This window comes from Burkholderia sp. AU44665, from assembly GCF_030504405.1.
GTDB classification, from domain to species: Bacteria; Pseudomonadota; Gammaproteobacteria; order Burkholderiales; family Burkholderiaceae; genus Burkholderia; species Burkholderia semiarida.
Window position 1 is genome coordinate 90,331 of sequence record NZ_JAUJRI010000005.1, and the last position, 21,664, is coordinate 111,994.

The 21,664-nt window shown below is 67.8% G+C and carries 22 protein-coding genes and 2 pseudogenes; 11 read left to right on the forward strand and 13 right to left on the reverse strand.

Annotation, left to right across the window (positions count from 1 at the left end):
- Positions 1-894: an NAD(P)-dependent oxidoreductase gene (locus QZM15_RS13210; RefSeq protein ID WP_059645485.1), complete on the reverse strand. Its 894-nt coding sequence runs from the start codon at positions 892-894 to the stop codon at positions 1-3.
- Positions 895-1,059: 165 nt separating this feature from the next.
- On the opposite strand from QZM15_RS13210, the gene QZM15_RS13215 reads away from it, so the two are divergent.
- A complete protein-coding gene (locus tag QZM15_RS13215; protein ID WP_006493215.1) occupies positions 1,060-1,269 on the forward strand; it encodes a dodecin in 210 nt (69 codons plus the stop codon).
- A gap of 210 nt (positions 1,270-1,479) precedes the next feature.
- Positions 1,480-2,409, forward strand: a complete 930-nt coding sequence (locus QZM15_RS13220; protein WP_006478550.1) for a LysR substrate-binding domain-containing protein — start codon at positions 1,480-1,482, stop codon at positions 2,407-2,409.
- A 133-nt stretch (positions 2,410-2,542) separates the two neighbouring features.
- On the opposite strand, the gene QZM15_RS13225 is transcribed toward QZM15_RS13220, so the two are convergent.
- Positions 2,543-3,955: an 8-oxoguanine deaminase gene (locus QZM15_RS13225; RefSeq protein ID WP_302106535.1), complete on the reverse strand. Its 1,413-nt coding sequence runs from the start codon at positions 3,953-3,955 to the stop codon at positions 2,543-2,545.
- Between the two features lie 507 nt (positions 3,956-4,462).
- On the opposite strand from QZM15_RS13225, the gene uraH reads away from it, so the two are divergent.
- From uraH to QZM15_RS13240, 3 genes and pseudogenes are all read left to right on the forward strand, one after another.
- On the forward strand, positions 4,463-4,816 hold the full coding sequence (uraH, locus tag QZM15_RS13230; protein WP_060966249.1) for a hydroxyisourate hydrolase: 354 nt from the start codon (positions 4,463-4,465) through the stop codon (positions 4,814-4,816).
- 53 nt (positions 4,817-4,869) lie between these two features.
- Positions 4,870-6,063 (forward strand): urate hydroxylase PuuD, encoded by a 1,194-nt coding sequence (locus QZM15_RS13235; protein WP_302106536.1) that lies wholly within the window; start codon positions 4,870-4,872, stop codon positions 6,061-6,063.
- A 116-nt stretch (positions 6,064-6,179) separates the two neighbouring features.
- Positions 6,180-6,860 (forward strand): annotated as a pseudogene (locus QZM15_RS13240) (LysR substrate-binding domain-containing protein); the annotation flags it as partial.
- A gap of 75 nt (positions 6,861-6,935) precedes the next feature.
- Here QZM15_RS13240 and QZM15_RS13245 read toward each other — a convergent pair.
- From QZM15_RS13245 to QZM15_RS13295, 11 genes are all read right to left on the reverse strand, one after another.
- The gene (locus tag QZM15_RS13245) at positions 6,936-7,448 is read right to left on the reverse strand and encodes an ureidoglycolate lyase (protein ID WP_059585151.1); all 513 of its coding nucleotides are present in this window, start codon (positions 7,446-7,448) and stop codon (positions 6,936-6,938) included.
- Positions 7,445-8,458 carry an allantoicase gene (gene alc, locus QZM15_RS13250; protein WP_059645470.1) on the reverse strand — a complete coding sequence of 338 codons (1,014 nt, stop codon included), beginning with the start codon at positions 8,456-8,458 and terminating at the stop codon, positions 7,445-7,447. The genes QZM15_RS13245 and alc overlap by 4 nt, the downstream gene beginning before the upstream one ends.
- 75 nt (positions 8,459-8,533) lie before the next feature.
- A complete protein-coding gene (uraD, locus tag QZM15_RS13255) occupies positions 8,534-9,055 on the reverse strand; it encodes a 2-oxo-4-hydroxy-4-carboxy-5-ureidoimidazoline decarboxylase (RefSeq protein ID WP_059585149.1) in 522 nt (173 codons plus the stop codon).
- Positions 9,052-10,005, reverse strand: a complete 954-nt coding sequence (gene puuE, locus QZM15_RS13260) for an allantoinase PuuE (RefSeq protein WP_059585148.1) — start codon at positions 10,003-10,005, stop codon at positions 9,052-9,054. The genes uraD and puuE overlap by 4 nt, the downstream gene beginning before the upstream one ends.
- A gap of 149 nt (positions 10,006-10,154) precedes the next feature.
- The gene (locus QZM15_RS13265) at positions 10,155-10,946 is read right to left on the reverse strand and encodes an aspartate/glutamate racemase family protein (RefSeq protein ID WP_059585147.1); all 792 of its coding nucleotides are present in this window, start codon (positions 10,944-10,946) and stop codon (positions 10,155-10,157) included.
- A 10-nt stretch (positions 10,947-10,956) separates the two neighbouring features.
- A complete protein-coding gene (locus tag QZM15_RS13270; protein WP_302106537.1) occupies positions 10,957-12,441 on the reverse strand; it encodes an NCS1 family nucleobase:cation symporter-1 in 1,485 nt (494 codons plus the stop codon).
- Between the two features lie 149 nt (positions 12,442-12,590).
- Positions 12,591-13,295 carry a GntR family transcriptional regulator gene (locus QZM15_RS13275; RefSeq protein WP_060316692.1) on the reverse strand — a complete coding sequence of 235 codons (705 nt, stop codon included), beginning with the start codon at positions 13,293-13,295 and terminating at the stop codon, positions 12,591-12,593.
- A 315-nt stretch (positions 13,296-13,610) separates the two neighbouring features.
- Entirely contained in the window at positions 13,611-14,549 is a 939-nt protein-coding gene (gene ldcA / locus QZM15_RS13280) for a muramoyltetrapeptide carboxypeptidase (RefSeq protein WP_059608799.1), read from the reverse strand.
- A 103-nt stretch (positions 14,550-14,652) separates the two neighbouring features.
- Entirely contained in the window at positions 14,653-15,171 is a 519-nt protein-coding gene (gene tadA, locus QZM15_RS13285; protein WP_264160052.1) for a tRNA adenosine(34) deaminase TadA, read from the reverse strand.
- A gap of 83 nt (positions 15,172-15,254) precedes the next feature.
- A complete protein-coding gene (locus tag QZM15_RS13290; protein WP_012328731.1) occupies positions 15,255-15,656 on the reverse strand; it encodes a DnaJ family domain-containing protein in 402 nt (133 codons plus the stop codon).
- A gap of 274 nt (positions 15,657-15,930) precedes the next feature.
- Positions 15,931-17,157, reverse strand: coding sequence for an MFS transporter (locus QZM15_RS13295; protein WP_302106629.1), 1,227 nt, complete (start codon positions 17,155-17,157; stop codon positions 15,931-15,933).
- A gap of 310 nt (positions 17,158-17,467) precedes the next feature.
- Here QZM15_RS13295 and QZM15_RS13300 point away from each other — a divergent pair, with 310 nt between their 5' ends.
- The 6 genes and pseudogenes from QZM15_RS13300 to QZM15_RS13320 all read left to right on the forward strand — a co-directional run bounded on the left by QZM15_RS13300 (position 17,468) and on the right by QZM15_RS13320 (position 21,664).
- Positions 17,468-18,238 (forward strand): GntR family transcriptional regulator, encoded by a 771-nt coding sequence (locus QZM15_RS13300; protein ID WP_059573723.1) that lies wholly within the window; start codon positions 17,468-17,470, stop codon positions 18,236-18,238.
- Entirely contained in the window at positions 18,235-19,974 is a 1,740-nt protein-coding gene (locus QZM15_RS13305) for a fumarate reductase/succinate dehydrogenase flavoprotein subunit (RefSeq protein ID WP_060316695.1), read from the forward strand. The genes QZM15_RS13300 and QZM15_RS13305 overlap by 4 nt, the downstream gene beginning before the upstream one ends.
- Before the next feature lie 11 nt (positions 19,975-19,985).
- Positions 19,986-20,231, forward strand: coding sequence for a ferredoxin family protein (locus QZM15_RS13310; RefSeq protein ID WP_124864134.1), 246 nt, complete (start codon positions 19,986-19,988; stop codon positions 20,229-20,231).
- 6 nt (positions 20,232-20,237) lie between these two features.
- A pseudogene (locus QZM15_RS33990) lies at positions 20,238-20,318 on the forward strand (ABC transporter ATP-binding protein); the annotation flags it as partial.
- Between the two features lie 48 nt (positions 20,319-20,366).
- Entirely contained in the window at positions 20,367-21,380 is a 1,014-nt protein-coding gene (locus QZM15_RS13315) for a HEAT repeat domain-containing protein (protein WP_302106538.1), read from the forward strand.
- Positions 21,377-21,664, forward strand: a complete 288-nt coding sequence (locus tag QZM15_RS13320) for a gamma-butyrobetaine hydroxylase-like domain-containing protein (RefSeq protein WP_059573720.1) — start codon at positions 21,377-21,379, stop codon at positions 21,662-21,664. The genes QZM15_RS13315 and QZM15_RS13320 overlap by 4 nt, the downstream gene beginning before the upstream one ends.

Sequence of the window (21,664 nt, forward strand, 5' to 3'; positions counted from 1 at the left end):
TCACGACGCCTGCCGGCGACCGTTGCCCGGCCGCACGATGTCGATGAACGCGGCGAAATCGGCACCGGCCAGCCCCTGCGCGGCGCCGAGCCTCAGCACCTGCTGCACGGTGGCCGACACGGGCATCACCGCGCCCGTGTCGCGCGCGGCGTCCGCGATGGCATCGACATCCTTTTGAAACGTACTCAGCGCGCCGATCGCAGGATGGCCGCCCGACGTCATGCGCGGCACGAACGTCTGCAGCAGCACCGAATCGGCCCATCCGCCGGCCAGCGCCTCGGCCAGACGCGCGGCATCAATGCCGCTCGCCTGCGCGAGGCCCACAGCCTCGGCGATCGCGGTGACCGTCGCGGTGACGATCGCCTGGTTGCACAGTTTCGCCGTCTGGCCCGCCCCCGCGTCGCCCATGTGCGTGATGCGCGACGCGTACGTATCGATCAACGGGCGCACCGCGTCGAGATCGGCCGCGCGGCCGCCGGCCATCACCGCGAGCGTGCCGGCCTGCGCGCCCGGCACGCCGCCGGACACCGGCGCATCGACCCAGCCGACGCCGAGCGCGGCCGCACGCGCCGCATAGTCGCGCGTGACGGCGGGCGGAATGCTCGAATGATCGACGATGCGCCGCACGCGACGCGCGCTCGCGTCACCGGAAAGCAGCCCGTGCTCGCCGAACACGACGTCGCCGACTGCCCGGCCGTCGAGCACGCACACGAACGCCGTCTCGACGCGCTCGGCCAGCTCGCGCGGCGTGCCGACCACCTGCGCGCCGTCCTTCACCAGCGCCTCGGCCTTCTCGCGCGAGCGGTTCCACACGCTCACGCGATGCCCGGCCGCCAGCAAATGCCGAATCATCGGCGCGCCCATCAATCCCGGTCCGCAAAATCCGACTTCCACGTTCGTCGTCTCCGATATGGGTTGCAGTTGCCGCCCATCATACCTATCACTCAAGAAGCCGGGCACGCACCGGAACCGTAGCGGGACCGTAGCGGGACCGAAGCGGGACCGCCTCGGGACCGCGCCTTGCACCGGCAAAACAGATCGATATCCCAGGGAGGCATCATGAGCGACCACGTGTACAAGATGATCGAGCTGACCGGTTCGTCGCGGCAATCGAGCGACGACGCGATTCGCAACGCGATCTCGAAAGCCGGCAAGACGCTGCACAACCTGCACTGGTTCCAGGTGACCGAAACCCGCGGCCACATCGAAGGCGATCAGGTCGTGCACTGGCAGGTCACGCTGAAGGTCGGCATGCGCATCGACGACTGACGCACCCGTCGCCACCCGCCGCGCCGCGGTCCGGATCCGCGCAATACGGATCCGCGCGGCGCCGCGCGCCCATCCGTTCAGGCCCCTTGTCGCGGCCCGGCCGGCGGATACCTGCGGGTATCCATCTCTTGACGCTGATTTTCGTTCATATTAAAAACGATATACCCCACCCACTCCTCGATCAGCCCAGCCATATAACCCGGAGATAACATGAGTCAGCAACGCGAGGCGATCGACACGTACCTCTTGCGCGTCTTGCACACCTTGTTGATGGAGCGCAGCGTCACGCGCGCGGCCGTCAAACTGAACCAGTCGCAACCGGCAATCAGCGCCGCGCTGCGGCGCCTGCGCGACATCACCGGCGATCCGCTGCTGGTGCGCGGCAAGTCCGGCATGGTGCCGACCGAATACGGGCTGCGCCTGCTCGAGCCCGTGCAGAACGCGCTGCGCGAAATCGAGCGCATCAAGTTCCAGCAGCACAACTTCGACCCGGCCACGTCGATCCGCTGCTACCGGATCGGCTGCCCCGACTACCTGAACGTGCTGTTCGTGCCGACCGTCGTCGAACGCTTTCGCCTGGCCGCGCCGAATGCGACGCTCGAGTTCCACTCGCTCGGCCCCGCGTTCGACTACGAGCTCGCGCTGGAAGACGGCAAGCTCGACATCGTCGTCGGCAACTGGCCCGAGCCGCCCGAGCAACTGCACCTGTCGAACCTGTTCGTCGACGAAATCGTCTGCCTGATGAGCAACACGCACCCGTTCGCGAAGCGCGGCGGGCTCACGCTCGACCAGTACCTGAACGCGCCGCATCTCGCGCCGACGCCGTACTCGGTCGGCCAGCGCGGCGCGATCGACGTGCATCTCGCGCGCGAACGGCTCAAGCGCCACGTGGTCGTCACGCTGCCGTACTTCAACCTCGCGCCTTACGTGCTCGTGAAGTCGGACCTGATCTTCACGACCACGCGGCTGTTCGCCGATCACTACGCGAAGTTTCTGCCGCTGTCGGTCGTGCCGGCGCCGCTCGACTTCCCGCCGATGCAGTATTACCAGCTGTGGCACGAGCGCTGCCATTACTCCGACGAAGTGCGCTGGCTGCGCAGCCTCGTCGCCGAAGCCACCCGCACGCTGATCGAGGCGTAGGCGCACAGGGCGCGCCCCGCGCGCGCGCCGGTCACGCCGTTGTGCGTGGCCGCGGCGGGTTGCGCGGCGGGCGGTGGCCGCCACGGCCGCGCAACCGATCCGCAACGTGCTGCGCGATCTCCGCGCCGACGCGTCAGCGCGACGCTTCCACGAGCGCGTGCGCGAGCGCGTTGTGGCGCTCGATCACGGGCGGCAGATCGAGCGTGGCCAGCCGCCCTTCGCGCACCACCACCTTGCCGTTCACCACCGTGTACGCCGTCTGCGACGGCGCGCAGAACACGAGCGCCGCGACCGGATCGTGCAGCGCGCCCGCGAACAACGGCTGACGCAGGTCGAACGCGGCGAAATCTGCGGCCATGCCGGGCTTCAGCGCGCCGATGTCGTCGCGGTTGAGCACCTTCGCGCCGCCGAGCGTCGCGATCTCGAGCGCCTCGCGCGCGGTCATCGCGTCGGGCCCGAAGCCGACGCGCTGCAACAGCAGCGCCTGGCGTACCTCGGCGACCATCTGCGCGCCGTCGTTCGATGCGGAACCGTCGACGCCGAGCCCCACCGGCACGCCCGCGAGTCGCATCTTCTTCACCGGCGCGATGCCGGACGCGAGCCGCATGTTCGAACAAGGACAGTGCGCGACACCCGTGCCGGTGCGCGCGAACAGGCCGATGCCCGCATCGTCGAGCTGCACGCAGTGCGCATGCCACACGTCGTGGCCGACCCAGCCGAGGTCTTCCGCGTATTCGGCGGGCGTCATCCCGAACTTCTCGCGGCTGTACGCGATGTCGTTGACGTTCTCCGCGAGGTGCGTATGCAGCGACACGCCGTATTCGCGCGCGAGCACGGCCGCGTCGCGCATCAACTCGCGGCTCACCGAGAACGGCGAGCACGGCGCGACCACCACGCGCAGCATCGCGTAGCGCCCTTCGTCGTGATAGGTCTCGATCAGGCGCTGCGTGTCGCGCAGGATATCCGGTTCGCGCTCGACGACCGAATCGGGCGGCAGCCCGCCGTCGCGCTGGCCGACGCTCATCGCGCCGCGGCTCGCGTGAAAGCGCATGCCGATCCGCCGCGCGGCGCCGATGCTGTCGTCGAGCCGGCTGCCGTTCGGATAGATGTACAGATGGTCGCTCGACGTCGTGCAGCCCGACTGCAGCAGCTCGGCCATCGCGGTGAGCGTCGACACCTCGATCATCTCGGGCGTCAGGTGCCCCCAGATCCGGTACAGGTTCGTGAGCCAGCCGAACAGTTCGGCGTTCTGCGCGGCCGGCACCGCGCGCGTGAGGCTCTGGTACATGTGGTGATGCGTGTTCACGAGCCCCGGGATCACGAGGTGGCCGCGCAGGTCGAGCACTTCGTCGGCCGTGTCGGGCAGCTCGGCGCTCGGGCCGACCGCGACGATCCGGTTGTCTTCGATGTAGAGTCCCGCGTCGCGCAGCTCGCGGCGCGTGTCGTCCATGGTCACGAGCACGTCGGCGTGCTTGACCAACAGGGTCGTCGGGCGGGATGAGGTGGGGTTCGGCGCGCGTGCGCCAGCGTGCTGCTCGAGATTCATGCGTTCTCCGCGTCGGTCTGCCTCCCGGGTTGCCCTGGAGGCGGTCACACAGCCGTTCGAACGCTGAATCGCGGCACGCCCCGGTGCCTGCGTCCGTTCGAACGCCCTGGCCCGGTTACCCGGCGTGCTCGCCGTCTTCGGGGTACGCGCGGGCCACGGGCCGACGCGCACGGCGGGAGGATCGCCCAAGCGCGCGCCGCGCACAATGCGCGATCCCGAATACCGTCCTTCAGGGATTCGGTATGGTACGCCGCCCGCCACCCCGCCGGGCGCCCGGCATCCACGCGCGAAGCCCTGTCGGGCGGGCCGTCGACAGCCGCTCATGCGCGGCGCATTATCTTCGATATCGCGCACGTATTTGCACGGGGAACCTTTTTACAATGCCTGCACGGCGCTCGCTTCACGCTCGCCGACGGGTATGTAGCCACGTGACGTGGAGCCTCGATCCGCCGCACAGTCATGGATCGGGTCGCCGCCGAACCTCGCATTCACACAAGGACACAACGAATGGGAAAGCTCACTACCCACGTACTCGATACGGCGCACGGCCGTCCCGGCGCGGCCATCAAGGTCGACCTCTACGCGCTGGACGGCGAATCGCGCCGCGCGATCAAGACCGTGCTGACCAATAGCGACGGCCGCTGCGACGAACCGCTGCTCGAAGGCGCCGCGCTCGCCGCCGGCGAATACGAACTCGTGTTCCATGCCGGCGACTACTTCGCGTCGCTCGGCGTGAAGGTGCCCGAACCCCGCTTCGTCGACCGCGTCGTGCTGCGCTTCGGCATCGCCGACACCGGCGCGCACTACCACGTGCCGCTGCTCGTGTCGCCGTGGTCGTACAGCACCTATCGCGGCAGCTGACACACGAATCAGCGCCTGCATCAAGACAAACGATCTGAGTCTGGAGGAGTTTCATGGAAGGCTTCATCACCGACTGGCTGAACCTCGCGCTGCGATGGCTGCACGTCATCGTCGCCATCGCGTGGATCGGCGAGTCGTTCTATTTCGTCGCGCTCGACAACAGCCTGAAACCGCCGACCGACGCGAACCAGCGCAAGCGCGGCGTGTTCGGCGAGCTGTGGCACGTCCACGGCGGCGGTTTCTACAACATGCAGAAGTACACGGTCGCCCCGCCGGAAATGCCGGACGACCTGCACTGGTCGAAGTGGCCGTCGTACACGACGTGGCTGTCGGGCTTCACGCTGTTCTTCGTGCTGTACCTGCTCGCCCCGAACACGTACCTGATCGACAAGAACGTGCTCGACATGGGCCCGGTCGTCGCCGTCGCCTCCGCGCTCGGCTTCCTCGCGGCCGGCTGGATCGTCTACGACTCGCTGTGCCGCATCCTCGGCACCAACGACCGCGTGCTCGGCATCTGCGTGGGCCTCTACGTCGTCGCCGCCGCGTACCTCGCATGCCACATCTTCTCGGGCCGGGCCGCCTACCTGATCGTCGGCGCGATGCTCGCGACGATCATGTCGGCGAACGTGTTCTTCGTGATCATCCCGGGCCAGCGCAAGATGGTCGACAAGATGCTCAAGGGCGAGGAGCCGAACCCCATCTACGGCAAGCGCGGCAAGCAGCGCTCGGTGCACAACACGTACTTCACGCTGCCGGTCGTGTTCGCGATGCTGTCGAACCACTATGCGATGACGTACACGAACAAGTTCAACTGGGTCGTGCTCGTGCTGATCATGCTGGCCGGTGCGCTGATTCGCCAGTTCTTCGTGATGCGCCACCGCGGCAAGCAGCTGTGGTACCTGCCGATCGGCGGCGTCGCGCTTCTGGCGGGCGCGCTGGTGTGGACGATGCCGAAGCCGGTCGCGCCGGAAGCGCAAGCGGCCAACGCACCGAAGATCGTGATCAACGACATCATGCCGATCCTGCAGCAGCGCTGCGTCGCGTGCCACTCGGCCAAGCCGACGCTGATGGGCAGCGCGCCCGCCGGCGTGATGTTCGACACGCCCGACGAAGTGTCGAAGAACGCGCAGCGCATCTACGACCAGGCCGTGCGCCTGAAGGCAATGCCGATCGGCAACGTCACGCACATGACCGACGACGAGCGGACGAAGCTCGCCGCGTGGTTCGAGGGCGGCGCGGTCAAGTAAGCCGCCCGCCGGGCGCCGGAAATCATTCGCCGGCGCCAGCCTCTCGTTCTCGGGCCCGGTGACGGGCCCGTTTTTTTGCCCGCGCGGGGGTGAATGCGCTTCGCGCGTCAGCCGGGCGAGTGGACGTGCCGACCCCGTTCGCGCGCCTGATCCTGATCCCGGCGCTTCCCGCGTTTCATGCGCGCCATCCGGACATCCAGCTCGACATGGGCGTGAGCGACCGCGTGGTCGACGTGATCGGCGAGAACGTCGATTGCGTCGTGCGCGGCGGCGAGCCGACCGACGGCGCGCTGGTCGCACGCCACATCGGCGACCTGCGGCTCGGCATGTACGCATCGCCCGCCTATCTCGCGCGCGCCGGCACGCCATCGCATCCAGATGAACTCGAGGATACGCATCACCGGGTCGTCGGCTTTCTGTCGGCGCGCACCGGCAAGACGCTGCCGTTCGCGATGGCACGCGACGGCGAGCAGGTCAACGTGCGCGGGCGCTACGTGCTCGCGGTCGACGACGGCAATGCGTACCTCGAAGCCGGCCTCGCGGGGCTCGGCATCCTGTGGCTGCCGGACTACATGGCCGCCGCGCATCGCGCGAGCGGCGAGCTGGTGCCGCTGTTCGAGCAGTGGCAACTCGAACCGATGCCGATGTATGTCGCCTTCCCGCCGAATCGGCACGTCAGCGCGAAGCTGCGCGTATTCGTCGACTGGGTGGCCGAGCTGATGGCGCGGCATGCGCCGGTCGCGAGCCGCCGCCGCGGTCAGGGTGCGCGCGATACGCGCAAGGGCACGGCGGCCTGATTCGCCTGAAAACAACGCGCATGAAAAAACCCGCGCGAATGGCGCGGGTTTCGATCGACGGACGATCGGCCCGACTCAGGCCGTCAACGCATGCAGCGCGTCGTCGGTGAGCCACAGCGATTCCGGCAGATCCTGCTCGTTCAGGTTCAGGCCGTCGCCGCCGCGATCGACGACGATGAAGTCGCTGACGCCGCCGAGCGCGATCAGCGGGTGATGCCACACGCCCTTCGCATAATTCACGCCCTGCCAACCGCTCGTGACGAACGCGCGGATCTTCGCCGGATCGAGATCGCCCGCCGGCGCGACGACGACGAGATACGGCCGGTCGTTCAGCGGCACGAACGCCTGGCTGCCGAGCGGGTGCCGCTCCAGCATCTTCACTTCGAACGGCAGCGTGCGCGGCTGGCCGCGAAACAGGTTGACGAGCGGGCGGCCGCCTTCGTCGGCCACGTCGACTTTCGCGAGATCGTGAAAGCGGATCGTCGTGCCGAGGTTGATCGGGATCTGCTTCGCCCCTTCCGTTTCGATCACGTCGCCGAACGGCGCGAAGGCTTCCCTGGTCAGCGGTTCGATGGCAAGCGTCTTCATTTGTCGAGCGTCCCCCACAGGCGCAGGCGCGACACGCCGCCGTCCGGAATGATGTTCAGCCGCACGTGCGTGACCGGGCCGAGCGACGCGATCTCATGTTCGAAGTAGTGCTGCTTGTCCATCTGCAGCTTCTGCTCGCCGAGCAGCACCGGCCAGAACATCGACTGCGTGATCAGCGAGCTGTCGGTGCCGCCCGACACGTACGCGGCCTGGATCGAGCAGCGGTCCGGGTAGTTGCCCTTGAAGAACGCGGTATCGACTTCGATCTTGCGGATCACGCCCGGCTGCGCGAGCGCGATGATCGCCCAGTCGTTGCCCGGTTCGCGGCGGCGGCGGGTTTCCCAGCCGTCGCCCATGTTCACGCCGCGGCCCGGCAGCAGCAGGTTCGACGCGACGCCGAAGTGCTGGTTGTTCGCGGCCACCACGTAGCCGCCGTTTTCCATCGCCGCGAGATCGAACTGCTCGGTCGCGCTCGCGCCGGCCCAGTCGAGCCGCGGCTGGCCGTACACGCGCAGGCGCGCGATGCCGCCGTCCGGGTAGATGTTCACGCGCAGGTGCGTGAACGCACGCGCGTCGCTCGCTTCGACGTAGTGGTGGCTGTTGCCCTGCAGCGTCGTCGACGGCACGATCTCGACCCAGTCGGTCGCCTGCGTCGGCGCGCCGTCGGCCACGAACGCGGCCTCGATCGACGCGGCCGGCGGGAAGTTGCCGGTGAAGTGGCTCGTGTCGATGTCGAAGCCCTTGATCACGCCCGGCCGCGCGAGCTTGACGATGCACCAGTCGTAGCCGGTCGTACGCTTGCGGCGCGTTTCCCAGCCGTCCATCCACTTGCCGTGATCGTCGTACTTGCCGGGAATGAAGACGGCCGGCTCGGGGTTCAGCATCCGCTCCTTCGGCGCGAAGAAATCGTCGCTGGCCTCGAGCGCCTGCGCACCGAGACGCGGGTCGGCAAGGTTCACGTAGCGCCGCGTGAAATCGGGTGCGTTCGGATCGAGAAGCGGAACAGCCATGATGTTTCCTTGTTTCAGTGAAGCGATCGGGCCGCCGCGACGCGGCGGCCCAGAGTGCGGTGTCAGGCGTCGACGTCAGGCGTCGATCAGGTCGTCGAGGCGAAAGCGCGCGATCCGGTAGATCTGGTCGAGGCTCGCGCGCAGCTCCTCGTCGCGCGAATGATTCACGCGCGACTCGAAGTTCGCGATGATGCCGTGCCGGTCATAGCCGCGCACCGCGAGGATGAACGGGAAGCCGAATTTCTCGCGATACGTGCGGTTCAGCGTCAGCAGCTTGTCGAATTCTTCCTGCGTGCACTGGTCGAGGCCCGCGCCGCTCTGCTCGCGGGTCGACTCGGCCGTCAGCTCGCCGCGCACGGCGGCCTTGCCGGCCAGCTCCGGGTGGGCGTTGATCAGTGCCAGCTGGCGCGCTTCGCCGCCGGTTTCCACCGCATCCGACATCGTCTCGTGCAGCGCGTCGATGCTCGCGAACGGCCGCTTGCCCGCGGCGACCTCGGCCACCCACGGCGAATGTTCGAAGATGCCCGACAGCGCCGCGACGAATGCGCCGGGCGCCATCGTGTTCAGTTGCTCCAACGTGTAACGCATCGCCTTCATGCTTTCCCTTCGTTTCGATGATTGGGCTGATACGGATGATGTTCACGCCAGTGACGCGCGATATCGACACGGCGCGTCACCCATACGCGATCGTGCTGCTCGATGTGGTCGAGAAAACGCTGCAGCCCGCGGAACCGGCCCGGCCGGCCGAGTAGCCGGCAGTGCATGCCGATCGACAGCATCTTCGGCGCCTCGTCGCCCTCCGCGTACAGCACGTCGAAGGCGTCGCGCAGGTACTGGAAGAAGTGGTCGCCGGTGTTGAAGCCCTGCGGCGTCGCGAAACGCATGTCGTTCGTGTCGAGCGTGTACGGCACGATCAGTTGCGGCGACGTGCGGCCGCCCGACACCTCGACGTCCATCCAGAACGGCAGGTCGTCGCCGTAGTTGTCGGAGTCGTACAGGAAGCCGCCGTATTCGGCGACCAGGCGGTGCGTATTGGGGCTGTCGCGGCCCGTATACCAGCCGAGCGGACGCTCGCCCGTCACGCGCTCGATCGCCTCCATCCCGAGGCGCATGTGCTCGGCTTCGAGCTCCGGCGTCATGCTCTGGTAGTGGATCCAGCGCCAGCCGTGGCACGCGATTTCATGGCCGAGCTCGACGAATGCGCGCGCAAGCTCCGGATGACGCTCGATCGCCATGCCGACGCCGAATACCGTCAGCGGCAATCCGCGCTTCTCGAACTCGCGCAGGATGCGCCACACGCCGGCCCGCGACCCGTATTCGTAGATCGACTCCATGCTCATGTGGCGGTCCGGGTACGCGGCCGCGCCGACGATTTCGGACAGGAACTGCTCGGAGCCCGGATCGCCGTGCAGCACGCAGTTCTCGCCGCCCTCCTCGTAGTTCAGCACGAATTGCACGGCGACGCGGGCGCGCCCCGGCCAGTTCGCCTGCACGGGATGGCGGCCGTAGCCGATCAGGTCGCGAGGATAATTGGGATCGAGTGGCATGGGTTCGAGGTGCGGCGAAAGCCTTGCTGAAGTAATGGGTTCGCATCGGCTGCACGGCGCCCGAGGCCGGCCGCACGAGCCGATGCGATGACGGCCCAGTGTAGCGAAAACGCTCATACGCGCCCATACAGCGGCGCAGATAGTGCGTGTCAGACGGTGTGTATGTGCGGTTGCGGCAAATTCGGGCCCGGCTCCGCCGCTTCGCCATCCGGCGGGCTGAAGCGGGCGAACGCGCCGTCGTAGCGCTTCGGCAGCGGGCGCGCGTAGTCGCCGCGCTTCGCGGTCGCGAGGCGCAGCGCGACGAGCGCCTCGGCCCACTTCACGGCCGCCGTGACGCCCTCGACCACCGGCGCGCCGATCTGCTGCTCGATCTCGTGCGCGAATTCGGCCATGCCCGCGCAGCCGAGCACGATCGCGTCGGCGCCGTCCTCGTCGAGCGCGCGCCGGCATTCGTCGGCGATGATCCGGCGCGCGGCCGAGCCGGGCCGGTCGAGTTCGAGCACCGCGACGTCGGTCGCGCGCACGTTGCGGCAGAACCGCTTCATCCCGTAGCGTTCCGCGAGGTGCCACGCCATCCCGCAGGTGCGCGCGAGCGTCGTCACGACCGAAAATCCCGGCGCCAGCACACTCGCCGCATGCATCGCGGCCTCGGCGATGCCGATCACCGGCCCGCGCGCGAGCTCACGCGCCGCATACAGGCCCGGATCGCCGAAACACGCGATCACGTACGCGTCGCAACCGTCGCGCTCGCCTTGCGCGATCTCGGCAAGCAGCCCCGGCGTCGCGAGCGCCTCGTCGTAATACCCTTCGATCGACGGCGGACCCATCGGCGGGCTCACGGCCACGATCTCCGTGCCGGCGGCCGCGACCTCGCGCGCGCAGCGGCCCATCGCGTCGGTCATCCGCTGCGTCGTATTCGGATTGATCAGTCGGATCTTCATCGCCCGCTCCTTACGCCTTCGCACTCGCGAGCATCCGGTAGAACACGAAGCCGAGCCCCGCGCCGATGAACCACGAGAAATTCGCGACGCCCTCCCAACCCGGCACCATCACGCAGGCGACCGCGATCACCGCGGCCGGCAGCAGCGCGGCAAGCGCGCGGCGATTCACGCCGCCCGTATACCAGTAGGCGCCGCTTTCCGACATCGTGTACAGGTCGTCGCGCACGAGGCGGCCGCGCTTGACGAGGTAGAAGTCGGCGATCAGCACGCCGTACAGCGGGCCGATGAACGCGCCAAGCACGTCGAGCGTGTAGTGGATCACGGCCGGGTTGTTGAACAGGTTCCACGGCGTGATGAAGATCGACGCGACGGCGGCGAGCATCCCGCCCGCGCGCCAGCTGATCAGGCGCGGCGCGACGTTCGAGAAATCGAACGCGGGCGACACGAAGTTCGCGACGATGTTGATGCCGATCGTCGCGATCGTGAACGTCAGCGCGCCCAGGATCACCGCGGTCGGATGGTCGATGCGGCCGACCGTCTCGACCGGGTCCGTGATGAGCTGGCCGAACACCGGCAGCGTCGCGGCGGTGGTGATCACCGTGACGAGCGAGAACGCGAGGAAGTTGACCGGCAGCCCCCAGAAATTGCCGCGCTTCACGTCGCCGAACGAGCGGCAGTAGCGCGAGAAATCGCCGAAGTTCAGCATCGGCCCGGAGAAGTACGACACGACGAGCGACACGGCGGTGATCATCACCGGAATCACTTCCGCGCCGTGATACTTGACGCCGCCGAGGTTGATGCCGATGTTGCGCCAGCCCGCGCGCCACACCATGTAGCCGGCGAGGATGAACATCACGACGTAGACGGCCGGGCCCGCGAAATCGATGAACTTCTTGATCGTCTCCATCCCGTTCCAGAACACGAACGCCTGGAGCACCCACAGCAGCATGAAGCCGGCCCAGCCGACCGCCGACAGCCCGAGAAAGCCGTAGCGATGGACGTCCGCGTACGGCAGCCATTGCGGGAAGAATTTCAGCACGACGATCACGAGCGCGCTCGACGCCAGATACGTCTGGATCCCGTACCACGCGATCGCGATCAACCCGCGGATCACGGCCGGCACGTTCGCGCCGAGCACGCCGAACGTCGCGCGGCACGCGACCGGATACGGCACGCCGATCTGCTGGCTCGGCCGCGCGATCAGGTTGCACAGCGCGTTCACGAGGCCGATGCCGACGATCAGCGCGATCAGCACCTGCCAGCTCGTCAGCCCGAGCGCGAACAGGCTGCCCGCGAACACGTAACCGCCGACGCTGTGGACGTCCGACATCCAGAACGCGAAGATGTTGTACGCGCCCCATGTCTGATTCTTAAGGGGTGCCAAATCTTCGTTATACAGACGTTCGCTGTAACCATCCGGCAGTGCCGAACCACCGCCCTCGCCGCCTTCTTCCGCCGGATAGGCGCTGTCGTGCGCCACACTGAACTGAGCCATGACTTCTCCTTGACGCGGCCGCAAGGCCGCTCCACCGTCATCGATATCGCCCCGGATCGTCGCCCGGAGTCGGACCAGCGGCCCGCGGCAAACGCCGCGGGCCTGCATTTCGCTCGTTCTGTGGCGCGCGGCCGGGTTCGCGTCGCCGCTCAGGCGCCGCCGAACACTTCGCGCAAATCGACCTGCCCTTGCGCGGGCCGGTCCAGCATCTTCAGTTCGACATGCTGCAGGTGGCGCGCCATCAGCGTCACCGCCTGCTTCGGATCGCCCGCCTCCAGCGCGGCGAGGATCTCGTCGTGGTCGTCGCACGAGCACGGGCTGCGCCCGTGCGATTCGTACAGCGCCGACATCAGCGTCGAGCGTGCGACGAGCCCTTCGAGGCACTCGCTGAGCGTCGCATTGCCCATCAGCGCGGCAAGCGCCGTATGGAATTCGCCCGACAGCCGGATCCACGCCGCGAAGTCGTGCCGCTCGAACGCCTTGCGTTCCTTGTCGATCAGCGCGGCGACGCCCTTCAGCCGCCTGGCGCCGGGGCCGGTCGCGAGCCGCTCGACCACGGCCAGCTCGATGATCCGGCGCATCTCGAACACTTCGTGCACGTCCTGCAGCGTCGGGCTCGCGACGAACGCGCCGCGGTTCGGCTCCAGGTCGACCAGCTTGTCGGTCGCGAGCTGCGCGAGCGCCTGGCGGATCGTTCCGCGCTTCACGCCGAACACGTCGCAGAGCTGCGCCTCCGTCAGCTTCGCGCCGGGCGCGAGCCGATGCTCGAGGATCGCGGTGCGGATCCGCTCGGCGATCGCTTCAGGGCTGGCCGCACCGGACGGAGGGGAATCGGGCTCGTTCATGATCGGCATCGTGTGATGGTCCTCATCCTAGGGTGGACATAAAGATTGTCAACAATTCTTTTGAAGGATTTCGCACAATCGGCGTGCGCCGGCGTGCCTGCATTCGGTGCAATGCGCACGAAATCCATGCATATCACGCCTCACAGGCAAGACGGAGGCCCTTCTCGTCGTATACCCGTGCGGCCATTTTGTTGACAAAAATGGTGCAAAACCGGGCGAAACTCAGGTCGGCGTCAATGAAAAATATCGACGGTTAGTTGCGTATTTGCATAAAGAAAAAGGCGGAAGCCCGCCTTTCGATCGATCGCGCCGGCATCGCCGGCGTCAGCCGAGATGCGGATAGTCCGACAGCGTGAGCCGGAACCCGTGCGCATTCGCGACCAGTTGTGCCTGTGCGCCGAACGGCAGCGTCAACAGGTCGGGCACATGGCCGAACTGGAGCCCCGTGACGACCGGAATCCCGACCACCGCCCGTACCTGGTCGATCATCGCCTGCATGTCGTAGCCGTTGTCGTACTCGAACGGCCGCGCGCCGGTGAACTGGCCGAGCACGAGCGCCTGCTGGCGCGCGAGCAGCCCCGACAGGTGCAGTTGATAGATCATCCGCTCGATCCGGAACGGCTGCTCGTTGACGTCTTCGATGAACAGGATGCCGCCCTCGATGTCGGGCATGTATGGCGTGCCGACCAGCGACGTGAGGATCGCGAGGTTGCCACCCCACAGCGTGCCCGTCACGTTCACCGCCTGCACCTGCGGGGCGTCGGCCACGATCGTCGTGCTCGGCTGCGTGAGCGTCTGCCAGAAATGCTGCATCGTGAAGTCGCTCGGCGTTTCCGCGCCGAAATCGGCCGACAGCATCGGGCCGCCGAACGTCTTGATGCGCGCCTTCGCGTACAACGCCAACTGGATCGCCGTGAAGTCGCTGTGACCGACGAGCGCGACCGGCTGGTCGCGCAGCCGGCGTTCGAGCCCGCGATAGTCGAGCCCGTGCAGGATGCGCGCGGCGCCGTAGCCGCCGCGCACCGCGAGCCCGATGTCCGGCAACGGCCGTGCGGGATCGGCGAGGCGGTTCAGGTCGCCTGCCCGCTCGCCGTCGGTGCCGCCGAAACGCTGGAAGCGACGCTGCGTCGCCTCGATGTTCTCGATGCGCTGCTGCGCGGTGCTCAGGCGCTCGAGCGCGCGGTTGATCGCGTCGGGGTCGTGCGGATAGCCGGACGGCGCCAGCAGGCGGATGGTATAGGACGCGGCGGGCTGGAAGGACATGGCGGAAGGTGTCGGAGGTCGTCAAAGCTGCTTAGAGGGTCCGAACCGTGGGCGGTTCACGAAACCATGCGCGCCCACAACGACGGGCGCGGCGGCGACGCGCCTATGACGCGCCGGATTCGGCGTCGCGGGCAAGCCGTGCTTCGCGCAGCGCGCGTCGGCGCTCGGCGAAGAACGACTTCAGCGCGGCGCCGCATTCGTCGGCGAGCACGCCGCCCGTCACTTCGGTGTGGTGGTTCAGTTGCGGATTCGCGAATGCGTCGATCACGCTGCCGCACGCGCCCGTCTTCGGGTCGGCCGCGCCATAGACGACCCGCGCGATGCGGGCATGCATGATCGCGCCCGCACACATCAGGCACGGCTCGAGCGTCACATACAGCTCGCAGCCGGGCATCCGGTAATTCCGCAGGTGCTGCGCGGCCATGCGCAGCGCGGCCATTTCGGCATGCGCGGACGGGTCGTGCCCGCCGATCGGATGGTTGAAGCCGCGCGCGATCACTTCGTCGCCGCGCACGAGCACCGCGCCGACCGGCACTTCGCCGGCCGCGCGCGCCTCTTCGGCGGCGGCCTGCGCAAGACGCATGAAATGCAGATCGCGCGCCGAGATGGGCGCGGCTTCCAGAACGGGAGAATCGGCGGCGGGTTCGGCGCCCGAGGCGGGTGCCGCAAGGCCAGCAGGGGCTGCGTCGGGCAGCGCGCCGGACGTCACATCGGCCCCGCTTCGGCGGGCGCTTCGTCGAGCCCGCGCTCGCACAGGCGTTCCGCGATACGCCGGCAGTAGTCGCGCGGCATCACCATCGGGCCGCCGCGCAGCGATTCGAGCGCCATGTCGAGCGCGAGGATCTTCGCTTGCAGCCGGCAGCGCGCGGCGCGGTCGCTGACCGCCTGCACCTCGTCGTGCAGGTTGCGCAGCGCGCGCAGTTGTTCGACGGCCGGCGGCACGAAGCCCGCATTCTTCAGGATACGGTTGGCCACCCGCACCTCCTCGGGCACGAGCAGGTCGTCATCCAGCGCCTGCGGCGCGCCGGTACCCGGCAAATCGTCGAACTCGCCCCGCGCGGCGGCGGCGGCAATACGTTGTTCGACCAGAGCGTCAAGCAATCTCATCAGTCAATCGGAACAATGCGGCAGGCCGAATTCTATCAGGGTGACGCCGGTATGACAGGCCCTTCGAATACATGCTCGATATTGTGCTTTTAGGGGCCGAATCGCAGCGCATGCGCGCCGATCGCAGCCACTTGCCGCGCTGCTGCGCCGCAGCAGGCCGAGCGCCGTTCGGCCGCGTCCGACCGGGCGCGATGTCCGACCCATTTTTTATAGCGCCAGGGCGGTGGCCGCTGCCCACCCCGAGAAAACGCGAGGCGCCCCACTCCCAGCCCGATTACGCAGCCACCGTTTCCTGTCGCGCTTTCGCGAACGGGCGGAACAGCGTCGCGATCAGGAACGCGCCGATCCCGATCGCGAACGAGCCGAGGTACAGCCAGCCGTAGCTGCCGAGCGCATCGACGATCAGCCCGCCGGCCACCGGGCCCGCGGCCATCCCCAGGCTGCCGGCCATCGCACAGCCGCCAATCACCGTGCCCATCATGCGCAGCGGGAAATTCTCGCGCGCGAGCACCGAATACAGCGGCATCACGCCCGCATAGATGAAGCCGAACAGCGTCGCGACCGCGTAGAAGCCGTCGAGCGTGCGCACGAAGTAGTAGCCGAGCGCGCCGAATGCCTGCGCGAGCAGTCCGGCGACCAGCATGCGCTTGGCGCCGAGGCGGTCGCCGAGTATCCCGAACGCGATCCGGCCGCCCATGCCGGCCAGCCCTTCGACGCTGTAGATCGACACGGCGACGATCAGCGGAATCCCGCAGGTCACCGCGTAGCTGACCGTATGGAAGATCGGGCCCGAATGCGTCGCGCAACAGAAGAAGTTGGTCAGCACCAGCACCATGAACTGCGGCGAGCGCAGCGCATCCGCGACCGACATCGTCGGGGCCGGCGCGCCGGCAGGCGCCGACTCGGCCGCCGCCTGCGCGGGCGCGTACTCGAGCGCGGGCGCCCGGCGCACCAGCAGCGACACCGGAATCATCACGACGGCCGCCAGCACGGCGATCAGCAGCATCGACATGCGCCAGTCTCGCACCGACACGAGCCACGCGGCCAGCGGCGCCATCGTCATCGGCGCCATTCCCATGCCGGCCGACACGAGCGACACCGCGAGGCTGCGGTGCGTGTCGAACCAGCCGGTCACGCACGCCATCATCGGTGCGAATATCGCGGCCGTCGCGCTGCCGACGGCCAGCCCGAAGGTAAGTTGGAACACCAGCAGCGACGGCGCGCGGCTCGCGAGCGCCAGGCTGGCCGACAACAGCACGGCCCCCGCGATGACGACGGGCCGCGTGCCGACGCGGTCCGACAGGCTGCCCCACGCCATGCTCGCAAACGCCATCGCGATGAAGCCGAGCGTCATCGCCGCGGAAATACCGGTCATCGACCAGCCCGTATCGTGCGCGATGGACCGCAGGAACACCGGCAACGAAAACATCGCGCCGATCGCGACGCAGCCCATCAGGCCGCCCGCGGCGACAATGACCCAGCGGTATCGGGAATCCGGCATGTGGCGTGTCATGGGGTCTCTCCTCGTTCGTTGCGCCATTCGCGGAAAACCGGGGTGCCGGCCGCATGGCGCGGCGCACTGCCCGGTCGATATCGATACGACGGGCGACGCATCCGGGAATCGACATGCGGCGCGCATCGGGCCACGTTTTTTTATTGTCGGCGATCCCGCTCGCCTCGCAAGGGTCGGTTCACCCGCTCACGTCGCCGCCCCCTTTTTCCGCCACGGGAAATCGAAATCAGAAATGCTTGGTTGGGGCGCGCCCTTGCGCTGGCTACACTCGCCTCATCTTGTCATAACAAGTTGACCGATGCCCCCACCCAACGTCGTGCCGCTGTCAGCGGCCCCGCTCTACGTGCAGATCAAGGACACGCTGCGCGCGCGCATTCTCGACGGCACCTATGCGCCGCACAGCCGGATGCCGTCCGAGCACGAACTGTGCGCGATGTTCGACGTCAGCCGCATCACGGTGCGCCAGGCGCTCGGCGACCTGCAGAAGGAAGGCCTGCTGTTCAAGCTGCACGGCAAGGGCACGTTCGTGTCGAAGCCGAAGGCCTTCCAGAACGTGACGTCGCTGCAAGGGTTCGCCGAGGCGATGTCGTCGATGGGCTACGAGATCGTCAACCAGTTGCGCAGCCTGCGCACCGTGAAGGCCGATCGCCATCTCGCGACGAAGCTGAACGTGCCGGAAGGCGCGCCGCTCGTCGAGATCCATCGCGTGCGGCTGCTGAACCGCGAACCCGTGTCGCTCGAACAGACCTGGGTGCCGGAGGCGCTCGGCAAGCGGCTCGCGGGTGCCGATCTCGCGACCCGCGACATCTTCCTGATCCTGGAGAACGACTGCGGCATCCCGCTCGGCCACGCCGACGTGTCGATCGACGCGATCCTCGCCGACGACGACATCGTCGACGCACTGCACGTCGAGGAAAGCAGCCCCGTGCTGCGCATCGAGCGCCTCACGCACGACGCGTCGGGGGCGCCGATCGACTACGAACACCTGTACTTCCGCGGCGACGCCTTCCAGTACCGGTTGCGCGTCGACCGGCAGAAGGCGCGCAAACCTGCAAGGAACCCACGATGAACACCCATGTGCACGAATACGACATCGTCGTGGTCGGCGGCGGCACGGCCGGGCCGATGGCGGCCATCAAGGCGAAGGAGCGCGATCCGTCGCTGCGCGTGCTGCTGCTCGAGAAGGCCAATGTCAAACGCAGCGGCGCGATCTCGATGGGGATGGACGGCCTGAACAACGCGGTGATTCCCGGCCATGCGACGCCCGAGCAGTACACGCGCGAGATCACGATCGCCAACGACGGGATCGTCGATCAAGCGGCCGTGTACGCGTACGCGGCGCACAGCTTCACGACGATCGAGCAGCTCGATCGCTGGGGCGTGAAGTTCGAGAAGGACGGCACCGGCGACTACGCGGTGAAGAAGGTCCACCACATGGGCTCATACGTGCTGCCGATGCCGGAAGGACACGACATCAAGAAGGTGCTGTACCGGCAACTGAAGCGCGCACGCATCGCGATCACGAACCGGATCGTCGCGACGCGCGTGCTGACCGACGCGCAGGGCCGCGCGAGCGGCGTGCTCGGCTTCGACTGCCGCACCGCCGAGTTCCACGCGATCCGCGCGAAGGCCGTGATCCTGTGCTGCGGCGCGGCCGGCCGCCTGGGCCTGCCGGCGTCGGGCTACCTGATGGGCACGTACGAGAACCCGACCAACGCGGGCGACGGCTACGCGATGGCCTATCACGCGGGCGCGGCGCTCGCGAATCTCGAATGCTTCCAGATCAATCCGCTGATCAAGGACTACAACGGTCCGGCGTGCGCGTACGTGACGGGGCCCCTGGGCGGATTCACCGCGAACGGCAAGGGCGAACGCTTCATCGAATGCGACTACTGGAGCGGCCAGATGATGTGGGAGTTCTACCAGGAACTGCAAAGCGGCAACGGCCCGGTATTCCTGAAGCTCGACCATCTCGCGGAAGAAACGATCCAAACCATCGAACAGATCCTGCATACGAACGAACGGCCGAGCCGCGGCCGCTTCCATGCGGGGCGCGGCACCGACTACCGCCGCCAGATGGTCGAGATGCACATCTCCGAAATCGGCTTCTGCAGCGGCCACAGCGCATCCGGCGTGTACGTGAATGCACGCGCGGAGACGACCGTGCCGGGGCTTTACGCAGCGGGCGACATGGCGGCCGTCCCGCACAACTACATGCTCGGGGCGTTTACGTACGGCTGGTTCGCCGGGCAGAACGCGGCCGATTACGTGGCCGGCCGCGACCATGCGCCGGTGGACGACGAACAGGTCGACGCCGAGCGCACCCGCGTGCTCGCACCGCTGCTGCGCGAGCGCGGCCTCGCGCCGGCGCAGGTCGAGTACAAGCTGCGCCGCATGGTGAACGACTACCTGCAACCGCCGAAGGTGACGCGCAAGATGGAAATCGGGCTGCAACGCTTTGACGCCATTACCGAGGATATCGAAGAGATCAAAGCAAACCATCCGCACGAGCTGATGCGCGCGGCCGAAGTGCGCGCGATCCGCGACTGCGCGGAAATGGCCGCACGTGCATCGCTGTTCCGCACCGAAAGCCGCTGGGGGCTGTACCACCATCGCGTCGATTTTCCGCATCGCAACGATGCCGAATGGTTCTGCCACACCTGGCTGCGCAAGGATGCCGCGGGCGCGATGCGCAGCGAGAAGCGGCCGGTCGAGCCGTACGTCGTGCCGCTTGCCGACGACGAACGCGGCGCCTACGCGCAATTGCGCATCCGCGAACCGGCCGCGCTCGCGGCCGCCCTTTGAGGAGCCTTGCCATGCCGCATACCCCGCACGACATCTTCCAGCGCAGCAGCGCGCCCGTGACGATCGACGAGTCGCTGTGCATCGCCGACAAGGGCTGCACCGTGTGCGTCGACGTATGCCCGCTCGACCTGCTCGCGATCGACGTCACCAAGGGCAAGGCCTACATGCAGTTCGACGAATGCTGGTACTGCATGCCGTGCGAACGCGATTGCCCGACCGGCGCGGTCAGGGTCGACATCCCTTACCTGCTGCGCTGACACGGCGCGCGGCCCCGCACCGGCGACGGCACGACCGAGCCGGCTTTCGTCGACATCGAGCGCCGCTGTCTCGCGCTATTGCGCGAGCGTCGCATCAGTACGCATGCCGGCCCGTTCACCGCACCGACTTTATCCATGACCGCTTCTTCCTCCGCTTTTCCGCTTCCGGGCGTGCCGGCCGGCGATCACGCCGATCACGCCGATCACGCCGCGCTCGTCGCGCGCCTTGCCGCAGCCGATGCATCGGTGCGCCGCATCGCGCTGCTCGAACTCGCCGATCTCGAAGCGCCCGAACTCGTGCCGTCGTTCGTCGCGGCGCTGCGCGACGATGCGTCGGCCGATGTGCGCCGCGAGGCTGCACGCGTGCTCGACGCGTGGGAGCAGCCCGATGTCGTCGACGCGCTGTGCCACGCGCTGCTCGATCCGGACGGCGGCGTGCGCGCGACCGCCGCGCAAAGCCTGTCCGAACTGAAGAGCGCGGCATCGGGCGCCGTGCTGTGCCGCTGGGCCGACCGGCCCGAGCCGTTCGTGCGCGCCGCCGTGCTGCGCGGCTTGCGCGAGTTGCGCGACCCCGATGCGTTCGCGCCGGCGCTGCGCGCGCTCGATGCAAGCGATGCGGACGTCCGCGCCGAGGCGGTCGTCGTGCTCGGCTGGCTCAAGGACGGCCGCGCGCTGCCGCCGCTCGCGCGCGTCGCGACCACGGACACCGATGTGGACGTGCGGCGCGCCGCGGTCGGCGCAATCGGATTTGCTTCGGCGAGCGATGCGGCCGTCGTCACCGCATTGCTCGCCGCGCTGCGCGACGCCGCATGGCAGGTACGCGAGGAAGCCGCTGCCACGCTCGGCAAGCTGCGCGCCGCCGTTGCGCGCGACCCGCTCGTCGCCGCGCTCGACGACGATTACTGGCAAGTGCGCGTGCGCGCCGTCCGCGCACTCGGCCAATTGCGCGATGCGGCCGCGGCATCGGCCGTCGTCGCGCTGCTCTCGCATGCGATCAGCAATCTGCGCAAGGAAGCCGCACTCGCGCTCGGCGAATTGCGCAACCGGGAAACGCTGCCGGCGCTGCACGGCGCACTCGACGATCGCGACCCCGAAGTACGCAAGGCCGCACGGATCGCGATCGGACAGATCGACGAGGCGTCGCGATGATCGCGCCGACCGAAATTGCACTCGATCACCCCGCGCATGCACTGACGTTGCACTGGCCCGGCGGCGTCACGCAACGCATCGGCTATGCGCGGTTGCGCGGCGATTGCCCGTGTGCGCAATGCCGGAGAATCCGCTTCGATGGCGGCCATATCGACGCGCGGGCCAGCCTGACGTTGGACGGCGTGGAAGCGCTCGGCTACGGCGTGCGCTTCCTGTTCGGCGACGGCCATGCACGCGGCATCTATCCGTGGCCGTACCTGGCGGAGATCGCGTCGCGGCGATGA